18 protein-coding genes and 1 pseudogene are annotated in these 17,686 nt (G+C 71.0%); 7 read left to right on the top strand and 12 right to left on the bottom strand.

What is annotated here, in order from left to right; all coding sequences use genetic code 11:
* The first annotated feature begins 131 nt into the window (after window positions 1-131).
* Window positions 132-1,328 (top strand): SAM-dependent methyltransferase, encoded by a 1,197-nt coding sequence (locus tag OCT48_RS06875; protein WP_263591960.1) that lies wholly within the window; start codon window positions 132-134, stop codon window positions 1,326-1,328.
* A 53-nt stretch (window positions 1,329-1,381) separates the two neighbouring features.
* Here the strand turns inward: OCT48_RS06875 and OCT48_RS06880 are convergent, their stop codons facing one another.
* From OCT48_RS06880 to hmgA, 7 genes are all read right to left on the bottom strand, one after another.
* The gene (locus tag OCT48_RS06880) at window positions 1,382-1,852 is read right to left on the bottom strand and encodes an aminoacyl-tRNA deacylase (protein ID WP_183385183.1); all 471 of its coding nucleotides are present in this window, start codon (window positions 1,850-1,852) and stop codon (window positions 1,382-1,384) included.
* Window positions 1,853-1,964: 112 nt separating this feature from the next.
* A complete protein-coding gene (locus tag OCT48_RS06885; protein WP_263591961.1) occupies window positions 1,965-2,399 on the bottom strand; it encodes a DUF411 domain-containing protein in 435 nt (144 codons plus the stop codon).
* Window positions 2,400-2,449: 50 nt separating this feature from the next.
* On the bottom strand, window positions 2,450-3,304 hold the full coding sequence (locus OCT48_RS06890; RefSeq protein ID WP_263591962.1) for a Spy/CpxP family protein refolding chaperone: 855 nt from the start codon (window positions 3,302-3,304) through the stop codon (window positions 2,450-2,452).
* 301 nt (window positions 3,305-3,605) lie between these two features.
* Entirely contained in the window at window positions 3,606-4,028 is a 423-nt protein-coding gene (locus OCT48_RS06895) for a secondary thiamine-phosphate synthase enzyme YjbQ (RefSeq protein WP_263591963.1), read from the bottom strand.
* A gap of 145 nt (window positions 4,029-4,173) precedes the next feature.
* The gene (maiA, locus tag OCT48_RS06900) at window positions 4,174-4,818 is read right to left on the bottom strand and encodes a maleylacetoacetate isomerase (RefSeq protein WP_263591964.1); all 645 of its coding nucleotides are present in this window, start codon (window positions 4,816-4,818) and stop codon (window positions 4,174-4,176) included.
* Window positions 4,819-4,837: 19 nt separating this feature from the next.
* Entirely contained in the window at window positions 4,838-5,857 is a 1,020-nt protein-coding gene (locus OCT48_RS06905) for a fumarylacetoacetate hydrolase family protein (RefSeq protein WP_263591965.1), read from the bottom strand.
* Between the two features lie 61 nt (window positions 5,858-5,918).
* A complete protein-coding gene (gene hmgA / locus OCT48_RS06910; RefSeq protein ID WP_263591966.1) occupies window positions 5,919-7,229 on the bottom strand; it encodes a homogentisate 1,2-dioxygenase in 1,311 nt (436 codons plus the stop codon).
* 423 nt (window positions 7,230-7,652) lie between these two features.
* Here hmgA and OCT48_RS06915 point away from each other — a divergent pair, with 423 nt between their 5' ends.
* The gene (locus tag OCT48_RS06915) at window positions 7,653-8,180 is read left to right on the top strand and encodes a MarR family winged helix-turn-helix transcriptional regulator (protein WP_263591967.1); all 528 of its coding nucleotides are present in this window, start codon (window positions 7,653-7,655) and stop codon (window positions 8,178-8,180) included.
* Between the two features lie 107 nt (window positions 8,181-8,287).
* Here the strand turns inward: OCT48_RS06915 and OCT48_RS06920 are convergent, their stop codons facing one another.
* From OCT48_RS06920 to OCT48_RS06930, 3 genes are read right to left on the bottom strand one after another with little or no spacing between them, the layout of a single operon-like run.
* Window positions 8,288-9,238 carry a threonine/serine dehydratase gene (locus OCT48_RS06920; RefSeq protein ID WP_263591968.1) on the bottom strand — a complete coding sequence of 317 codons (951 nt, stop codon included), beginning with the start codon at window positions 9,236-9,238 and terminating at the stop codon, window positions 8,288-8,290.
* 17 nt (window positions 9,239-9,255) lie between these two features.
* Complete coding sequence (locus OCT48_RS06925; RefSeq protein ID WP_263591969.1) at window positions 9,256-10,371, bottom strand: extracellular solute-binding protein; 1,116 nt, start codon at window positions 10,369-10,371, stop codon at window positions 9,256-9,258.
* Window positions 10,361-12,109 carry a chloride channel protein gene (locus OCT48_RS06930; protein WP_263591970.1) on the bottom strand — a complete coding sequence of 583 codons (1,749 nt, stop codon included), beginning with the start codon at window positions 12,107-12,109 and terminating at the stop codon, window positions 10,361-10,363. The genes OCT48_RS06925 and OCT48_RS06930 overlap by 11 nt, the downstream gene beginning before the upstream one ends.
* A gap of 156 nt (window positions 12,110-12,265) precedes the next feature.
* Here OCT48_RS06930 and OCT48_RS06935 point away from each other — a divergent pair, with 156 nt between their 5' ends.
* Window positions 12,266-12,694 (top strand): GFA family protein, encoded by a 429-nt coding sequence (locus tag OCT48_RS06935; RefSeq protein ID WP_263591971.1) that lies wholly within the window; start codon window positions 12,266-12,268, stop codon window positions 12,692-12,694.
* An 86-nt stretch (window positions 12,695-12,780) separates the two neighbouring features.
* On the opposite strand, the pseudogene OCT48_RS06940 reads toward OCT48_RS06935, so the two are convergent.
* Both OCT48_RS06940 and OCT48_RS06945 read right to left on the bottom strand, forming a co-directional pair.
* Window positions 12,781-13,097: pseudogene (locus OCT48_RS06940) on the bottom strand (ammonium transporter); the annotation flags it as partial.
* Between the two features lie 15 nt (window positions 13,098-13,112).
* Window positions 13,113-14,510: a PLP-dependent aminotransferase family protein gene (locus OCT48_RS06945; protein WP_263591972.1), complete on the bottom strand. Its 1,398-nt coding sequence runs from the start codon at window positions 14,508-14,510 to the stop codon at window positions 13,113-13,115.
* A gap of 98 nt (window positions 14,511-14,608) precedes the next feature.
* On the opposite strand from OCT48_RS06945, the gene OCT48_RS06950 reads away from it, so the two are divergent.
* From OCT48_RS06950 to OCT48_RS06965, 4 genes are all read left to right on the top strand, one after another.
* Entirely contained in the window at window positions 14,609-15,208 is a 600-nt protein-coding gene (locus OCT48_RS06950; RefSeq protein WP_263591973.1) for a LysE family translocator, read from the top strand.
* A gap of 54 nt (window positions 15,209-15,262) precedes the next feature.
* The gene (locus tag OCT48_RS06955; RefSeq protein WP_263591974.1) at window positions 15,263-15,499 is read left to right on the top strand and encodes a hypothetical protein; all 237 of its coding nucleotides are present in this window, start codon (window positions 15,263-15,265) and stop codon (window positions 15,497-15,499) included.
* Window positions 15,496-16,341, top strand: coding sequence for a PhzF family phenazine biosynthesis protein (locus tag OCT48_RS06960; protein WP_263591975.1), 846 nt, complete (start codon window positions 15,496-15,498; stop codon window positions 16,339-16,341). Before OCT48_RS06955 ends, OCT48_RS06960 begins: the two co-directional genes overlap by 4 nt.
* 121 nt (window positions 16,342-16,462) lie before the next feature.
* The gene (locus OCT48_RS06965; RefSeq protein ID WP_263591976.1) at window positions 16,463-17,686 is read left to right on the top strand and encodes an RNA polymerase sigma factor; all 1,224 of its coding nucleotides are present in this window, start codon (window positions 16,463-16,465) and stop codon (window positions 17,684-17,686) included.

Raw genomic sequence — 17,686 nt, forward strand, 5'->3', positions numbered from 1 at the left:
GGGAGGCTTCCTCGCGGGGGCGGCTGGGTATCTCACCCTACCCCGAGGCGGGGCGCGAGCAAAGCGGGCCATGCTCCGGGGCGGGGAATGCGTTACCCTGCGTCTCCCGCGATCCATCCCCGGAAGGCGTCATGCCCCTGTCCCATGCCCAACGCTTCCAGCGCCTGACCGCCCTGCTGGCCGAGTGGCAGGCCCTGTGGCGCCCGCTGCCCTTCCAGCATCGCGAGATGCCCTGGCGCGGTCGCGCCGCCGGTCTCGCGGATACCCTGCTGGCGTTGCCCGACGACGCGGTGGATCGGCTGCAGGCCGCGCCCTTCGAGGACTCGCCACTGGCGGCCTGGTTGCCGGTGGACGAGCTGGCCGCGCTGGTGGCCCTGCCGTCGGGCGCGTCGCCCGCTTCCGCGCTGCCGGATGACTGGGGCGAGGGCATCGGCGCGCGCAAGTGGCGACAGATCCAGGCCTTCGCGTCCCGGGTGCCCGTCGGTGAGGGGGAGCTGGTGGAGTGGTGTGCCGGCAAGGGCCACCTGGGCCGGACCCTGGCACGGCTGCATCGGCGACCGGTGACGGGGCTGGAGTGGCAGCCGAGCCTCTGCGAGGCGGGCCAGGACCGGGCCGACCGGCAGGGCCTGACGGTCCGCCTGCAGCCCCAGGACGTGATGGCCACCGACGCCGCGCGCTGGCTGGCGCCCGGCGTGCGGGTCGCGGCCCTGCATGCCTGCGGCGACCTGCATGGGCGGCTGCTGAGCCTGGCCGCCGCGACCGGCACCGCCGTGAGCCTGGCCCCCTGCTGCTACCACCGCACCGCCGCGGCGGACTACCGGCCGCTGTCCCGCCAGGGCCGGGAGCTCCTGGCGGCCGGGGACTGGACGCCGAGCCGGGAGGACCTGGCCATGGCGGTGCAGGAGACGGTCACCGCGCCGCGCGGCGTGCGCCGCCACCGCGAACGGGCCAATGCCTGGCGGCTGGGGTTCGACCTGCTGCAGCGGGAGGTGCGGCAGGTCGATGCCTACCTGCCGGTGCCCAGCCTGGCCTATGGCAAGCTGCCCGACGGCTTCGCCGGCTTCTGCCACTGGGCGGCCGAGCGCAAGGGCCTGGCCCTGCCGGCGGGACTCGACTGGCCCGCCTATGAGGCCGCCGGCTGGCGGCGCCTGGCCGCGGTCACGCGGCTGGAGCTGGTCCGCCACCTGTTCCGGCGCCCGCTGGAGATCTGGCTGGCCCTGGACCGCGTGCGCCTGCTGGAGGAGGCCGGCTTCCGGGTCGCCCTGGCCACCTTCTGCGAGCGGGATCTCACCCCGCGCAACCTGCTGATCGAGGCCACGCCCCCATAGAACACCGGCCATGCGGGTATCCGCATGGCCGGTCGAGGTCGAGAGGCCTGGTGTCAGTGGTGACGGCTGAACTCGCCGTGGCGGCTGTCCGCCATCAGGCGGTCGAACTCGCTGCCGCTCATGTGCACCAGGGTCTCATGGTCGCCGGCATCGAAGTAGATATCCGGCTGGTGACGCAGTTGGTCGTCGAGATAGACCTGCAGCCCGTAGGCCTGGCCCACCGCGATGGTGGCCCCGGGGTCGCAGTCCTCGAACTCCCGCCGGATCTCGTCTTCCGAGGCCAGTTCCAGCTTCTCGTGGAAGAGTTGCGAGAGCTTCTCCAGGTCGGCATCGCAGGTGCTGGGCACCACGGCGACGCGATAGCCGGCGTCACCATGCAGCATGATCGCCTTGGCCATCTGGTTGCCGCCGACATGCGACATCTGCGCAATGCGGCTGGTCGAGACCTCGCGTGGGTGGGGAACTTCCTCGTAGTCGATATCACAGGCGCGGAGGTATTCCCGTATCGTCATCGGCATGGCCATGACATTGCCTCCTTCGGCCGCCAGGGCCGAAACGTCGGGTTACCGTGTCTCCCTTCTCTTGGCATGTAGGACTCCACACCTTCCAGCATAGCGCGGCTGGCCGTGGATGCGATCAGATCGTCATCCAGGGCGAGGCCTCACGGTCGGTGAACTGCTTCACCTCATAGGGGGCCTGCTTGGGGCCGGGCATTCCCGGGGTACCCGTGGGCATGCCGGCCAGGCCGATGCCGTCGATGTCGGGGCGTTCCTCCAGCAGGCGATCGATGGCGGCGAAGGGCACATGGCCCTCGATCACATAGCCCTCGAGCTCGATGGTATGGCAGGCCCCTTCCCCGTAGGGGATGCCGGCGGCCTGCTTCACGCTGCCGATGTCCTGGGTGTCGATGACCTCCACTTCGAAGCCGCGGGCCTCCATCTGGCGGGCATAGGCCGTGCAACAGCCGCAGGAGGGATTCTTGTAGAGCCGCGCCTCGAGGGCATCGGCGTGGGCGATGCCGCCGGTGAGCAGCAGGCCGGTGGTCAGCAGGGGGGCCAGGCTGGCTTTCATCGTGGGTCTCCGGTGATGGATGGCCGGCGGGGGGCCGGCCGGGTCGCAGGTCATTCGGGGGAGGCTTGGTCCCCGGGGGTGAGTCGCTGGCGCTGCTCCTCGTCGAGCAGGCCCAGCAGGGCATCATGCAGGGCGCGATGTTCGAGCCATATCTGGCGCTGCAGCTCGGCCAGGCGGGCCTGGGTCTCCGCGAGGGCGTCGGCATCCGGTGCGTCCTCGGCATGGAGTTCCGCCATCAGGGACTGCCGGAGCCGCATCATCTCGCCGCGGCGCTCATACTGGGCGGCCTGGTGTTCCGTCATCAGCTGTCGGGCCTGCTGGTGCTGTTCCGGGGTGAGCAGGGTCCAGAAACCTGGCCCCATGCCCTGGCCATGATAGCCGCCCATCATGCCGGGGCCCATGCCCTGGCCGGGGTAGCCGCCCATCATGCCGGGCCCCATGCCCTGGCCGGGATAGCCGCCCATCATGCCGGGCCCCATGCCCTGGCCGGGGTAGCCGCCCATCATGCCGGGGCCCATGCCCTGGCCGGGATAGCCGCCCATCATGCCGGGGCCCATGCCCTGGCCGGGGTAGCCGCCCATCATGCCGGGGCCCATGCCCTGGCCGGGGTAGCCACCCATCATGCCGGGCCCCATGCCCTGGCCGGGGTAGCCGCCCCTCATGCCGGGCCCCATGCCCTGGCCGGGGTAGCCGCCCATCATGCCGGGCCCCGTGCCCTGGCCGGGGTAGCCGCCCATCATGCCGGGGCCCATGTCCTGGCCGGGATAGCCGCCCATCATGGCGGGGCCTCGGTCCTGATCATCGGGGTCCATATGCGCACCGCCATGCCCCATGGCGGCCGGGCTGGCGAGCACCGCGAGGGCCAGGGCCGTGCCCAGGGAGAGGGGAAAGCTGCGACGTTGCATGGTATGTCTCCTGGCGGGCCCGGGGCCCGCTCGAGTCAGCATCGATCGGTGGTTGCCCCGCGGTCCGCCTGTGCAACGTGCGCGGAACCCAGGTGCCTTCAAGGCTAGCTCAGCAGCGGATGTGGACCCTTGACTTGTATCAATGGCGCGGCGGGAAGTAAACCTGTGTGCAGGACATAGGTCGTTGTTATGCAGTGATTTTTCATGATTCGATCGGCGCGGGGGAGCCGGCGCTCGGCCTGGACCGCGCTCGCCTGTGGGACGCTCGCGGGCCGCGCCAGCTTCTTGTGCCTCAACGTGCTCAGCGCCCGTTGAGGGTCGCCATGAGCCGTCGGGCACCGCCCTGATCGCGATGCTCGCCGAGCCAGAGGCCCTGCCAGGTGCCGAGCGCCAGCCGACCGCCGCGCACCGCGAGGGTCAGCTGGGTGCCGAGCAGGCTCGCCGCCACATGGGCGGGCATGTCGTCCGGCCCCTCTAGCGTATGGCGGAAGTAGGGCAGGTCGCCGGGCACCAGGTCGCGCAGGAAGGCGTCCATATCATGGCGCACGTCCGGGTCGGCGTTCTCGTTGAGGGTCAGCGAGGCCGAGGTATGCAGCAGCTGCAGGTGCAGCAGGCCTACTTCCAGGTCGGCGAGCCCCGGCAGGGCGGCCGTGATCTCGTCGGTGATCAGGTGAAAGCCCCGGGGGCGGGGGGCGAGGCGGATCTCCTGCTGGTCCCAGGTCATGGTGGTCTCCCTTGGTCGTCGATTGTGGCCAGCATAAAGGGAGTATGTGCCCCTCGACACCCTGCTCGGGTGCCTAGGGTCGGCGTGTCTGACCGAGACGGGCGCGGTGGCCACCGCGCCCGTCACGTCGTCTGGATGTGGCGGTTCAGGTGGCGTCCGGCTGCGCCTGCGGGGCGGCCTGCTGGAAAGCCGGCAGCCCCCGGCAGGTGGCCACGATCCGCCGGATCGTCGGGTAGGCCGAGAGGTCGCAGTCGAAGCGCTCGGCATTGAAGACCTGGGGCACCAGGCAGATATCCGCCAGGGTCGGCGTGTCGCCGTGGCAGAACTCGCCCGTGCCGGCCTCCCGGGTCAGCATGGCCTCCAGGGCGGCGAAGCCCTCGTGGATCCAGTGGTGGTACCAGGCCAGCTTGGCCGCGTCGTCGACCTCGAGCTCGTGGACCAGGTACTTGAGCACACGCAGGTTGTCGAGGGGATGGATCTCGCTGGCCACCAGCTGGGCCAGTCCGCGGACCCGGGCCCGCCCGGCGGCGTCCGCCGGCAGCAGGGCGGGGGCGGGATGGCGCTCCTCCAGGTATTCGCAGATCGCCAGCGACTGGGTCAGGCGGTGGCCCTCGTCGGTCTCGAGCACCGGGACCAGGCCCTGGGGATTGCGGGCCCGGAAGTCGTCGCCGCGCTGCTCGCCCCTGACCAGGTTGACCGGGGCCTGGTCATAGGCCAGGCCCTTGAGGTTCAGCGCGATGCGCACCCGATAGGCGGCCGACGAGCGGAAGTAGCCATACAGCGTCGTCATGGTTGCCTCCTCGGGGCCGTCACTCGGGGTCGTACTTCACGACCTGCTGGTCGATGGCGCCGAAGATGCTCTGGCCCTGGCGGTCGAACATCTCGATGCGCACGCGATCGCCGAACCGCATGAAGGGGGTCTTCGCCTCGCCGTGGAGAATGGTTTCCACCATGCGCACCTCGGCCAGGCAGCTGTAGCCCACCCCGCCGTCGGCGACCGGCTTGCCGGGGCCGCCATCGGCGTCGGGGTTGGAGACCGTGCCGGAGCCGATGATGGCGCCGGCGCCCAGGTAGCGGGTCCTGGCCGCATGGGCCACCAGCTGCGGGAAGCCGAAGATCATGTCGGGGCCCGCCTCCGGCTCGCCGAACTTCTCGCCATTGAGGTGCACGGTGAGCGGCAGGTGGACCTTGCCGTCCTGCCAGGCGTCGCCCAGCTCGTCCGGCGTCACGCAGATCGGCGAGAAGGCGGAGGCCGGCTTGGCCTGGAAGAAGCCGAAGCCCTTGGCCAGCTCGCCCGGGATCAGGCCGCGCAGGCTGACGTCGTTGACCAGCATGACCAGCTTGATGTGGCCGGCGGCCTGCTCCGGGGCGACGGCCATGGGCACGTCGTCGGTGATCACCGCGATCTCGCCCTCGAAGTCGATGCCATGCGCCTCGCTGACGGCCTCGATGTCGTCCCGGGGTCCCAGGAAGCGATCGCCGCCGCCCTGGTACATCAGCGGATCGGTCCAGAAGGTCTCCGGCATCTCGGCATTGCGGGCCCGGCGCACCAGCTGCACATGATTGAGGTAGGCCGAGCCGTCGGCCCAGTTGTAGGTGCGCGGCAGCGGCGAGTGCAGGCTCGCCATGTCGAGGTCAAAGGCGCCCTCGGCCTGGTCCTCGTTGAGCCGGGTGTAGAGGGCCTCGAGCTGCGGGCTGAACTCGTCCCAGTTCTCGATGGCCTGCTGCAGGGTGAGGGCGATCTCGGTGGCGCGAACGGCGCGGCTGAGGTCGCGGGAGACCACGATCAGTTCGCCGTCACGACCGGTCTTGAGGGTAGCGAGTTTCATCGTCTCTTGATCCTTTCGTCAGGGGGCGAGGCCGTGGCGGCCCCGTCCGGAAGTCAGCGGTTCAGGGCTGGGTCGGGTCGAAGTGCGAGCGCAGCGTCGACCAGACATCGACGTAGTCGCGCTGGCGGAAATCGGCGTCCAGCGCGGCGCCGGTCGGGTGATAGACATAGCGGCTCTCGAACATGAAGGCCAACGTATTCCCTAGATACTGCGGTGTTAACTCTGCCGTGGAGGCCTTGTCGAAGGTCTCGGCATCCGGCCCATGCGGCGACATGCAGTTGTGCAGGCTGGCGCCTCCCGGCACGAAGCCCTCGGCCTTGGCATCGTAGGCGCCGTGGATCAGGCCCATGAACTCGCTCATCAGGTTGCGGTGGAACCAGGGCGGGCGGAAGGTGTTCTCGGCCACCATCCAGCGCGGCGGGAAGATCACGAAGTCCAGGTTGGCCATGCCCGGGGTGTCCGAGGCCGAGGTGAGCACCGTGAAGATCGAGGGATCCGGGTGGTCGAAGCTCACGGTGTTGATGGTGTTGAAGTTGGCCAGGTCGTACTTGTAGGGCGCGTAGTTGCCGTGCCAGGCCACCACGTCCAGCGGGGAATGGTCCAGGCGGGTCTGCCAGAAGCGACCGGCGAACTTGGCCACCAGCGAGATGTCGCCCGGGCGGTCCTCGTAGGCCGCGACCGGGCTCTGGAAGTCCCGGGGGTTGGCCAGGCCGTTGGCGCCGATGGGCCCCAGGCCCGGCAGTTCCAGGGGGCTGCCGTAGTTCTCGCAGACATAGCCCCGGGCCGCGTCCACCCCGTCGCCGCGCCGCACCTGGAACTTGATCCCGCGGGGGATGACCGCGATCTCGCCATTGGCCACGTCCAGCTCGCCCAGCTCGGTGCGCAGCCGCAGCGTGCCCAGCTGGGGCACGATCAGCAGTTCCCCGTCCGCGTCGTAGAAGAAGCGCTCGGTCATGTCCGCGTTGAAGGCATAGACATGCACGCCACAGCCCGACTGGGCGCCGGCGTCACCGTTGACGGCGATGGTCAGCAGACCCTCGACGAAATCGGTGGGGGCGTCGGGCAGGGGGGCCGGATCCCAGCGCATCTGGTTGGGGTCGGCGGCCGGCTCGGCCAGCGGCGCGGTGGCCACGCGCCGGTTGTCCAGCGGCTGATAGGCGCCCTGCACCACCGAGGGGCGGATGCGGTACAGCCAGCTGCGCAGGTTCTGCGGGCGCGGCGAGGTGAAGGCCGAGCCGGTCAGCTGTTCCGCATAGAGGCCATAGGCGCAGCGCTGGGGAGAGTTCTGACCCTTGGGCAAGGCATCGGGCAACGCCTCGGTGGCGAAGTGATTGCGAAAACCGCTTTGATACTCAAGGGTATCGGTGACCATCTCGTAATCCTCTGGAAATCGGCGCTGTTCCTGTTGGCCTGACGGGCCTGGCGATTCGGCGGCCTCGGCCGGGACGCCGAATGCCGGGTCAGGCGGGCCCCGGCAGTGTCTCCGATCGTGGGCGACGGGGCCCTGGCCTTACCGGCCGCCGTGGGCGAATGACGGCAATATAGTTTCTATTGAAACCATTTGTCCAGCGAGCTGGTGCACCTCCTGCCGGGAAATGTCGTAGCTGGGTATGGTAATCGAGGTAAAACAGACGGTTACCCCGTGTGTAGACTTAAGTCTTGTGCGTGAATGTCGGTTTTTTGGTTGATGATGAGACTATCCAGTGGCCGGGGTGGTGGGGCCACGGGCTGGCTGGCGCCGGCCCTGCCCGCTGTCGTACTCTCCCCGGCGACACGACCTTACTGAGGAGGGCCCATGGAGGTAGACGAGCGATCAAGCGGTGAGCATGGGGCCTCCGCCGGCGCGGAGGGGGATGCCGGATCCGGTTCCCTTCCCCGTGCGGAGCTGGATCTGTCCCAGTTCCTGCCCTATCGGCTCAACCGGCTGGCCGATCGCATCAGCGACGAGCTGGAGCGCATGTACGCCGAGCGCTACGACATCAATGTCGCCCAGTGGCGGGTGCTGGCCTGGCTCAGCCACTGCGACGAGCTGACGGCGAAGAAGATCTGCACCTACACGAACATGGACAAGGCGCGGGTCTCGCGCGCCGTTCAGGCGCTGGAGGACCGTGGCCTGATCCATCGGGAGCCGTCGGTCCACGACCAGCGCGTCCATGACCTGCACCTGACCCCGGCGGGCGAGGAACTGCTCGCGAGCCTGGTCCCCGATGCGCAGGCCTGGGAAGCCGAACTGGTGGCCACCCTGAGCGTTGGCGAGTATCGCGACCTGTTCAATGCCATGGGCAAGCTGGAGCGGCAGCTGGAGCGGATCGGCCGGCGTTAGCCCTTCGCCTCGCCGTACCCCGTCACCCTCTCCGACAGCCGGCCTGCGCCGGGTGTCCTCGCTGTGGCGCTGCGTGATTCTTGGCGGCAGTGCCCGCGATCCCTCTATCAGGTGAAGTCGCGCAGCTCGTCGGGGCCGAGGTTGGCGCCGGTGAGCACCACCACCAGGTCGCCGTCCGGCGGCAGGTCGGGCCCGTGCCTGGCCAGCAGGGCGGCGATGCCCACGGCGGCGCCGGGCTCGACCATCAGCTTGGCGCCGTAGAGCAGGTGATGCATGGCGCGCTCGAGGTCGGCCTCGCCGACCTGCGCCAGGGCCGTCACATGGGCCCGGCACAGCGGGTAGGTGTGCTCGCCGACGATGGCCGCGGCGAGGCTCTTGGCGGCGGTCTCGACCCGGGCCAGCGGGGCCGGGCCGCCCTCGGCCCAGGCATGGGCCATGCTGGCCGCGCCCAGGGGCTCCACCCCGATCAGGCGCAGCGACGGCCGCAGGGCCGCGGCAGCCACGCCGATGCCCGAGATCAGTCCGCCGCCGCCGATGGGGCAGAGCACGGCACTGGCCTCGGGGGCCTGGTCGAGCAGCTCCAGGCCGACGCTGCCCTGGCCGGCGATGATGCGCTCGTCGTCGTAGGGATGCACCAGGGTCAGGCCGCGCTCGTCCACCAGCCGGTGCATGAGCGTCCAGGCGGCGTGGATGTCGCCGTGGAGGATCACCTCGGCACCCAGCTCGCGGCTGCCCGCGACCTTGAAGGCGCTGGCGTCCTCGGGCATGACGATGGTCACCGGCACCCCGGCCTGGCGGGCGGCCCAGGCCAGCCCCAGGGCATGGTTGCCGGCCGAGACCGCCCCCAGGCCGCCGGCCAGCTCGTCGGGGCTCGCGGTGCGCAGCCAGTTCAGGGCCCCGCGGGCCTTGAAGGAACCGGTCCGCTGCAGCGATTCGGCCTTGAGCCAGACCCGCCGGCCGAGGCGCTCGGAGAGGCCATGGTCCGGCACCAGGGGCGTGACGGGCAGGGTGTCGCCCAGGCGCGCCCGGGCCTCGCGAAGGGTGGCGATGTCGAGCATGGGCTCTCCTGTGAGGGTCAGTCGTCGGGCGTCGTCTCGTCGGCGTCGGGGAGCAGGGCCGCGCGGAAGTAGTCGCCGATGCGCTCCCGGGTCCGGGCATACCAGGCCTCGTCCTTGGTCACCGCCCGCTCGGCGTTGAGCGGATGGGTGGGAATGTGCAGGCGCATGTCGATGCCGCTGTCCTCGTGGGTGGTGATGCGCATGGCGGCACTGTGCCGCGAGGGCCCGTAGGGAATATAGCGGGTCAGCGCCGCCTGGCGCTCGGTGGCGGTGGCGAAACGGATGAAGGCCCGGGCCGCCTCGGGATGCGGCGCCTGGCGCGGGATGGCCCACACCTCGTGCTCCTGGACCTGGCCGTCCCAGAGGATGTCGATGGGCACGTCGCGGTTGACCATGGCATCGAAGAAACGGCCGTTGTAGCCCGAGGCCATCACCACCTCGCCCTCGGCCAGCAGTTGGGGCGGGGTGCTGCCGGCCTCCCACCAGCGCAGGTCCTCCAGGCCGGCCAGGCGCTCCAGGGCCAGCGACAGGCCGCGCCGAGTGCTGAGCAGCCGGTAGAGCTCCTCGCGGGGCACGTCGTAGGACAGCAGGGCCCATTCCAGGTTGACCGAGGGGGTGCGCTGCAGGGCCCGCGGGCCGGGGAAGCGCCGCTGATCGAAGAGATCGGCGATCCGCGTGGGCCGCCGGCCGGGGAAGGCGTCGCGGCGATAGGCCACCACGGTGGCGAACACCGAGTGGGTGATGCTGCAGGGACCGAAGGCGCCGTCGATGAAGTCGCGCTCGGCGGGGGTGCCGTCCGGTGCCGGCTCGGCCAGCGACGGCGACAGCGGCGCGAGCAGCCCCTCGCGGCAGGCCGCCATGGCCTCGCTGCGGGTCATGTCCATCACGTCCCAGGGCACCTCGCCCGTGGCAACGGCCCGGCGCAGGCCGGCGAGCCCGCCATCGTAGCGGGCCACGCTGACCGGGGTGCCGGTGGCCGCGGTGAAGGGCGTGAAGAGGGCGCGCTGCTGGGCGCGCTCGTAGGCGCCCCCCCAGCTCAGCACGGTGATGCCCTCGGGGGCGGCGGCGGCCGGCCAGGCCGCCCAGAGCCCCAGTGCCAGGGCGCACGCCCGGCAGAGGCCGCTAGCCCGCACCGTGTTCCTCCCGCCGCAGCTCGTCACTGTAGCGCAGGAAGGCCCGGGCGATGCTCGCCTCGAAGACCACGCCCAGGAAGGTGTCGTCGTCATCCACCACGGCGATGGCCTCGCCGGTCATCTCCTGCAGCTGGCGCATCGCCGTCCACACCGAGGTCTGCGGGCCGAGCACCGGGCGCGGCGTCTGCGGGCAGTCGTCCACCGTGCGCGCCTCCTCGCCCTGCTCGCGGATCACCTCCAGGTCGGCCAGGGTCACGCTGCCCCGGTAGCGGCCCTCGGCGTCGACCAGGTAGGCCTCGCCGTGGCCGGCTCGGCCGAGCCGCGCCACGGCCTCGGCCACGCTGGCGTCGGGGCGCAGGGTCACGCCCTCCTGGCTCATCAGCTGCTCGAGCCGGGCGTCCTCGAGCACCGCGCGGCTGCGCCCCGAGGAGAGGTCGAGCCCGCGCCCGGCGAGCTGGATGTCGAACAGCGAGCGGCCGAACAGCTGGGCGGCGATGGGGCTCGCCAGGGTCACGCTGGCCAGGGCCGCGGTGGTCAGGGCATAGCTGCCGGTGAGCTCGAAGACGATCAGCAGGCTGGTCAGGGGGGCGCCGATCACCGGCGCGGTCACCGCCACCATGCCGCAGATGGCGTAGAAGACGAAGGTGTCCTGGGCGCCGCCGGCCGCGGCCACCAGGGTGCCGCACAGCGCACCGAAGAGGGTGCCGATCACCAGCGCCGGGCTGAACACCCCGCCACCGAAGCCCATCCCCAGGCACAGCGCCGTGGCCGCCAGCTTGAGCACCAGCACCACGCCCAGCTCGAGGCCGCCGAAGGCCCCGGCGATGGTGGCGAAGCGCAGGGCCTCCTGGCCCATGCCCAGGATGTCGGGGACCCACAGCGCGACCACGCCGAGCATCGCCCCGGCCAGCGCCGGGCGCAGCGGGGGCGCCAAAGGCAGGCGAGCGGCGAGGCGGCCCACCGCCAGGATGCTGCGCATGTAGGCGCCGGCCACCAGGGCGCCGAGGCCGCCGATGGCGAGGAAGGCGGCGAACTCCCAGGGTCGGGGCAGGGCGGGCTCGACCACGTGGAAGAGGGCCCCGCGGGCCAGCACGTTGGTGGCGATCACGTGCCCGACCAGGGCCGCCGCGGCCACCGGCGCGAAGGCGCGCAGGGCATAGTGGCGCAGTACCACCTCGTGGGCGAAGACGATGCCCGCCAGGGGCGCGTTGAAGGCGGTGGCGATGGCCGCCGCGACGCCGCAGGCGATGGTGATGTTGTCCTCCGAGCGGCCCAGGCGCAGCAGCCGCGTCGCCGCCGAGCCGAGAGTCGCGCCCATGTGCACCAGCGGGCCGTACTGGCCCACCGAGGCCCCGGCCCCCAGGGAGACCAGGCCGGAGAGGGCCGAGAGCACCCCGGCCCGGGCAGGCAGGCGGCCGCGCCGGGTCTGGACCGCGGCGATCACGTCGGCGGGGGTGTGGGGGCGACGCTCGGGAATGGCGCGGTGCAGCTGGCCCACCACCAGGCCGCCGATGGCCGGCACCAGCACGGTGGCCAGGGCCAGCAGCTCGGGGTGGGCGAACATCATACGCCCGCGGGGGGAGATCAGCAGCAGGTCGTTGAGCCACAGCACCGCGGCCACGAACCCCACGGCCGCCAGCGCCGCCAGGCCGCCGATGAGTGCCCCCAGCAGCACCAGGCCCAGGAAGCGAATGACGCCCCCCGGTCCCTGCACCGCGCGGTCCCCTGCCTGTGGCATGCCCATGTTCAAGGTGTAGGTGCTGGGCGACGGAAGGTCCACCCTCGGAGGCTCCGGCCCCCCGGGCGCGGCATCGCTCGTTCATTCCGCCGGGAGGGCGGGACGATCCGGACGCTACACTGAACGGGAACCCAGTGGTGGCGACGGAGGTGAACGATGAGTCAGCACTATCGAGGCGGCTGTTTCTGTGGCGCCGTGCAGGTAGAGGTCGTGGGGGCGCCGGAGGCCATGGGGTATTGTCACTGTGAGTCCTGCCGGCACTGGTCGGCCGGCCCGGTGAACGCCTTCACCCTCTGGAAGCCCGAGGCGGTGCAGATCACCCAAGGCCGTGAGGAGCTGGACAGCTACCAGAAGACCCCCAATAGCCGGCGCCAATGGTGCCGGCGTTGCGGCGGCCATGTCCTGACCGAGCACCCCGGGATGGGCCTGGTCGATGTCTACGCGGCGCTGCTGGCCGATCTGCCCTTCGAGCCCCGGCTGCATGTGCACTACCAGGAGGCGGTGCTGCGGATCCCTGATGGCCTGCCCAAGATGAAGGACGTCCCGGTGGAGCTCGGCGGGTCCGGAGAAACCCTGGACGAATAGGCCCTGACCGTCCGCTGCCCGCCGGTGAGTCTCGGCGGGCAGCGCCAGCAAGGAGTTGCGGCACACGCGGTGCCCCACGGGCGGGATCAGTCCAGCGAGGTGGCGCCGATGCGGTGGATGCTCAGGTCGGCGCCGTTGAACTCCTCCTCCTGGGTCAGGCGCAGGCCGGAGACCCTGGCCACCAGGCCGTAGACGACCAGGCCACCGCGACCGCCACGCCGGCGAGCGACCCGACCAGCTGGGCCATCAGGCTGACCCCGCCGAGGCCGCCCAGCCACGCCTGGCCGAAGATGCCCGCGGCGATGCCGCCCCACAGGCCGCACACGCCGTGCAGCGGCCAGACCCCCAGCACGTCGTCGAGGCGCTCGACCCGTTCCTGGGCCCACTCGAAGAGCACCACGAAGGGTGAATCACGCCGTCATAGGGTCTGCCAGGGCGAGGAGGGCGGCTCCGATAATAGCTCATCGACGATTGTTAACGCTCGATCGAGGATCTCGCGGGTCTCGGCCGGGCCCAGGCATAGTCGCACGGCCTGGGGCGCCGGCTCGCTGCCCATGCAGAACGGCTCGGGGGTGGAGACCTTGACCCCTCGCCGGGCGAGCAGTGCCTGCACCTCGCTGCTGCGTCGTCCCGCCGGCAGCGGCAGCCATACCAGCGACGAGCCCTCGCGGCTCATCGGCCCGTAGGCGGCCAGGCGTTCCAGTGCCAGGGTGCGGCGAGCGGCGAGCTCGTCGACCTGCCAACGCAGCAGCTCGCGGCTGCCGGGATCCTCCATCCAGCGACAGGCCGCCTCCACCATCAGCGGCGGCACCATCCAGCTCTGGGAGCGCAGGGCCGAGCAGAGGCGTTCCTGCAACTGCTCAGGCACCGTGAGGCTGCCGATGCGCAGCCCGCCGGCCAGCACCTTGGACGTGCTGAAGATGTGCAGGGTGCGTTCGGGGGCCAGCTCGATCAGCGGCGTGCCTCGCTCGGCCTCGGGCAGGTACTGCACCGCGTCCTCGACCAGCCAGATGTCATGTTCCCGGGCCAGGGCCGCCAGGCGCTCGCGACGGGCGTCGGAGAGCCGTGCCCCGGTGGGATTGTTGAGGTCCGGAGTGGTGTAGAGCAGGCGTGGCGGTTGACGGGCGCACAGCCGGGCCAGGGCCTCGACGTCCATGCCGTCCTCGTCCATCGGCACTGCCATCAGACGCAGGTGAGCCTGCTGGGCGGCGCAGACGAAGCCGGGATAGGTCAGGGCGTCGCCTGCCACCAGGTCGCCCGGCTGGGCGAGGGTGCGCGTCACCAGGTGAATGCCGTGCTGGCCCCCCTGGGTGATCAGCAATCGCGTGGGGTCGTCGGGGAGGCCGAGGCTGCCCTGCCAGGCGGCGATGCGCGCCCGCTGGGCCTCGCTGCCCGCCTCCGGCTGGTAGTCGGTGGCGGCCTGCAGGGCCGCGGGGTCCTCGGTGATCGCTTGCAGCGCCCGCTGCAGGCCCCGGGCACGCAGCGGGTGGGGCGGCGGCAGGCTCATGCTGATGTCGATGACCCCGTCCGCCACCGGCTGGCCGGCGCGAAAGAAGGGCGCGTGGTCCGCCTCGGCCGGTCGGCGCACATAGGTGCCGCTGCCGACGCGGGATTCCACCCAGGCCTGGCGGTGGGCCTCGGCGTAGGCCCGGGTGATGGTGCCCACGGTGACGCCCAGGCGATCGGCGAGCTGGCGCTGGGGCGGCAGCTTCTCGCCCGGGGCCAGCTCGCCGCTGGTGATGGCCTCGGCCAGGGCCTCGGCGATGCGGCGATAGCGGGGGCCATCGTCGGGGAGGGTCGGTGTCCAGATTGTCATGGTGACAATAAAACCTTTGACGCCATTATTGTACCTATTATGCTCTGAAAGACGCGCAATATCCAGCGATCAATCCAAAATTGTATGGGTACAATACCATGGAAACCCTGGCCTTCCTGGGACCCGCGTCCCTGTTCATGATCTCCATGACCCTCACTCCCGGGCCCAACAACGTGATGCTCACCGCCTCCGGGGCGAACTACGGCTTTCGCCGGACCCTGCCACACCTGCTGGGCATCATGGGCGGCTGCTTCCTGCTGTTCGGGGCCATTGCGCTGGGCCTGGGCATCGTCTTCGAGCGCTTCCCGATCGTGCAGACCCTGCTGCGCATCATCGGCAGCCTCTACCTGCTGTACCTGGCCTGGGGCATCGCCACGGCGCCGCCGCCGGAGTTCGGCAACGCCGAGGGACGCCCGCTGAGCTTCTGGCAGGCCGCCGCCTTCCAGTTCGCCAACCCCAAGGCCTGGGTGATGGGGCTGACGCTGATGGCGAGCTTCCTGCCCGAGGAGGGCAACACCTTCGTCAACGCCCTGGTGCTGGCCGGCGTGGCCGAGCTGGTGGCGTTGCCCTGCATCTCGCTGTGGGCGGGCTTCGGCATGGCCATCGGCCGCTGGCTGAAGGGGCCGCGCTCCTGGCGGGTGTTCAACGGCACCATGGGCGCGCTGACCGCGGCCTGCGTGATCTTCATCCTCGGCTGACGCCAGGCGCGTCGAGGCCCCGAGGACCTCACAGTCAAGCATCGGGAGAGTGACATGAAAGCCAAGCTGGTGAAGGTGTTCAGCGCCGAGCGCTTCGGCGGCAACGGCCGGATGATCTTCTCCGAGGCCCATGACTGGGGCCCGGTGACGGGGCCGCGCAAAATACCACGCTGGCTTCAACGCCGGCTTACTCGCCGCGGGGCGATGCTTCGTCTTCATCCTCGACGGGCTGACGCCAGGCGCGTCGACCACCCGAGGACCTCACAGTCAAGAAGCGGGAGAGTGACATGAAAGCCAAGCTGGTGAATGTGTTCAGCGCCGAGCGCTTCGGCGGCAACGGCCTGACGATCTTCCCCGAGGCCGATGGCCTGTCGACGGGGGAAATGCAGGCGCTGACGCGGGAGGCGGGGCAGTTCGAGTCGATCTTCGTGTGGCGGGAGGGAGACACCTTTGCGGCGAGGATCTTCACCATGGAAGAGGAACTGGACTTCGCCGGGCATCCGCTGCTGGGACTGGCCTATTACCTGCACCAGACGTACGGCGACCGAGATCGGCATGCATGGCGGGTGAGGCTGAACCGGCGCACGGCCGCGCTGACCAGCGCCTGGCGGGACGGCCGCTTCACGGCGACCCTGGCTCAGGGGCGTCCCGCCTTCCTCAGGACGCTGACGCGTGACGAAGCCGGGGAGGTCTATGCGGCGCTGGGGCTGGGTGCCGGCGGGCGACGCAACTATCCGGCCGAGGTGGTCTCCACCGGCTTGCCCTACCTGGTCCTGCCGGTCGCCGGCGGCCTGGAGCGGATCGCCTTCCAGGTGGCGGACCTGTCGCCGCTGCTCGCCTCGCACGGCGCCAAGTTCGTCTATGTCCTCGATATCAACGGCCGGGAAGGGCGGAGCTGGGACAATGCCGGCCGGGTCGAGGATGTGGCCACGGGCAGTGCCGCCGGCCCCGCGGCGGCCTATCTCCACAAGCACGGGCTCGCGCTCGGCAGGACCCTGACGATCACCCAGGGGCGCTTCGTGGGCCGGCCGAGCCGCATCGAGGCGGAGCTGGTCATCGAGGGCATGGAGCTGGCGGATGTCCGGGTCAGCGGCGAGGTCGTCGAGGTGGCCGATCTCGCCTTCGCCGCCTGATGGCAGGCGGGCGCATCGGCAGTGGCGTCCCGTGGCGACTCGCGCCGGGTGTCCCAGCGACTATGCTGGAGGCTGACACCAGGCGCGTCATGCCAAGGAACGGCCCGGGAGCGCTATCGCCATGCAGGTCCAGGTATCCATCGAGTCCCTCTATCGCCAGCACGCCCCACGCGTGCTGGCGACGCTGATTCGCCTGCTCGGCGACTTCGAGCCGGCCGAGGACGCGCTGCACGAGGCCTTCGCCGCGGCGGTGAGCCGCTGGCCGGCGGAGGGGGTGCCCGACGACCCCGTGGCCTGGCTGATCCGGGTCGGTCACCGGCGGGGCATCGACCAGATCCGCCGCCGGCAGACCGCCCGTCGGCATGCCCATCTGCTCGCGGCCGAGGACACGAGCGACCCGGCGGACCAGGGCATCGCGGACGACCCGCTGCGGCTGCTGTTCACCTGCTGCCACCCCCGGCTGGCGATGACCGATCGCGTCGCCCTGACCCTGCGCGAGATGGCCGGACTGACCACCGAACAGGTCGCCAGCGCGCTGCTGCAGCGCCCGGCCAGCCTGGCCCAGCGGATCGTGCGGGCCAAGCGGCGGCTGCGCGAGGCCGGCATCCCCTACGAGGTTCCCGACGTCCGTGAGCTGCCGGAGCGCCTGCCCGGCGTGCTCGGGGTGATCTACCTGATCTTCAACGAGGGCTATTCCCGCAGCGACGGCGAGACGGTGGTGGACGTGCGCCTGGCCGAGGAGGCCATCCGCCTGGCCGAGGCGCTGACGGACCTGCTGCCCCGGGGGGAGGCCTTCGGCCTGCTGGCGCTGATGCTGCTCCACGATGCCCGCCGCGCGGCGCGCCAGGACGTCCGGGGCGAGCTGATGCCCCTGGAGGAGCAGGACCGCGGGCTCTGGGACCGGGCCCAGATCGAGGCCGGGCTGGCCTGCCTGGCCCGCGCCCTGGCGCTGAGCCCCACCGGCCCCTACACCCTGCAGGCCTCCATCGCCGCCGTCCATGCCCAGGCCCCCAGCGCCGAGGCCACGGACTGGCGGCGCATCGTGATGCTCTACGAGGCCCTCTATCGCCGGCAGCCCACCCCGGTGATCGCCCTCAACCGGGCGGTCGCCGTGGCCATGCGCGACTCGCCGGAGGCCGGCCTGGCGCTGCTCGAGGGGCTCGCCGGGCACAAGTCGATCGTCAACTATCACCTCTACCATGCCGCCCTGGCCGACCTGCACCGGCGCGCCGGCCACTTTGATGCGGCCCGGCAGGCCTACGAGCGGGCCCTGGCGCTGACCGTTCAGGCCCCGGAGCGACGCTTCCTGGCGCGCCGCCTGGCGGCGCTGGACACGCCGGGGTGA

The organism is Halomonas sp. M4R1S46 (assembly GCF_025725685.1).
GTDB lineage: Bacteria > Pseudomonadota > Gammaproteobacteria > Pseudomonadales > Halomonadaceae > Halomonas.

Bases quoted from the DNA above. Each gene is read 5' to 3' on its own strand.
- OCT48_RS06875 (WP_263591960.1), top strand. From the start codon at position 132: ATGCCCCTGTCCCATGCCCAACGCTTCCAGCGCCTGACCGCCCTGCTG.
- OCT48_RS06880 (WP_183385183.1), bottom strand. From the start codon at position 1,852: ATGGCCATGCCGATGACGATACGGGAATACCTCCGCGCCTGTGATATC.
- OCT48_RS06885 (WP_263591961.1), bottom strand. From the start codon at position 2,399: ATGAAAGCCAGCCTGGCCCCCCTGCTGACCACCGGCCTGCTGCTCACC.
- OCT48_RS06890 (WP_263591962.1), bottom strand. From the start codon at position 3,304: ATGCAACGTCGCAGCTTTCCCCTCTCCCTGGGCACGGCCCTGGCCCTC.
- OCT48_RS06895 (WP_263591963.1), bottom strand. From the start codon at position 4,028: ATGACCTGGGACCAGCAGGAGATCCGCCTCGCCCCCCGCCCCCGGGGC.
- maiA (WP_263591964.1), bottom strand. From the start codon at position 4,818: ATGACGACGCTGTATGGCTACTTCCGCTCGTCGGCCGCCTATCGGGTG.
- OCT48_RS06905 (WP_263591965.1), bottom strand. From the start codon at position 5,857: ATGAAACTCGCTACCCTCAAGACCGGTCGTGACGGCGAACTGATCGTG.
- hmgA (WP_263591966.1), bottom strand. From the start codon at position 7,229: ATGGTCACCGATACCCTTGAGTATCAAAGCGGTTTTCGCAATCACTTC.
- OCT48_RS06915 (WP_263591967.1), top strand. From the start codon at position 7,653: ATGGAGGTAGACGAGCGATCAAGCGGTGAGCATGGGGCCTCCGCCGGC.
- OCT48_RS06920 (WP_263591968.1), bottom strand. From the start codon at position 9,238: ATGCTCGACATCGCCACCCTTCGCGAGGCCCGGGCGCGCCTGGGCGAC.
- OCT48_RS06930 (WP_263591970.1), bottom strand. From the start codon at position 12,109: ATGCCACAGGCAGGGGACCGCGCGGTGCAGGGACCGGGGGGCGTCATT.
- OCT48_RS06935 (WP_263591971.1), top strand. From the start codon at position 12,266: ATGAGTCAGCACTATCGAGGCGGCTGTTTCTGTGGCGCCGTGCAGGTA.
- OCT48_RS06945 (WP_263591972.1), bottom strand. From the start codon at position 14,510: ATGACAATCTGGACACCGACCCTCCCCGACGATGGCCCCCGCTATCGC.
- OCT48_RS06950 (WP_263591973.1), top strand. From the start codon at position 14,609: ATGGAAACCCTGGCCTTCCTGGGACCCGCGTCCCTGTTCATGATCTCC.
- OCT48_RS06955 (WP_263591974.1), top strand. From the start codon at position 15,263: ATGAAAGCCAAGCTGGTGAAGGTGTTCAGCGCCGAGCGCTTCGGCGGC.
- OCT48_RS06960 (WP_263591975.1), top strand. From the start codon at position 15,496: ATGAAAGCCAAGCTGGTGAATGTGTTCAGCGCCGAGCGCTTCGGCGGC.
- OCT48_RS06965 (WP_263591976.1), top strand. From the start codon at position 16,463: ATGCAGGTCCAGGTATCCATCGAGTCCCTCTATCGCCAGCACGCCCCA.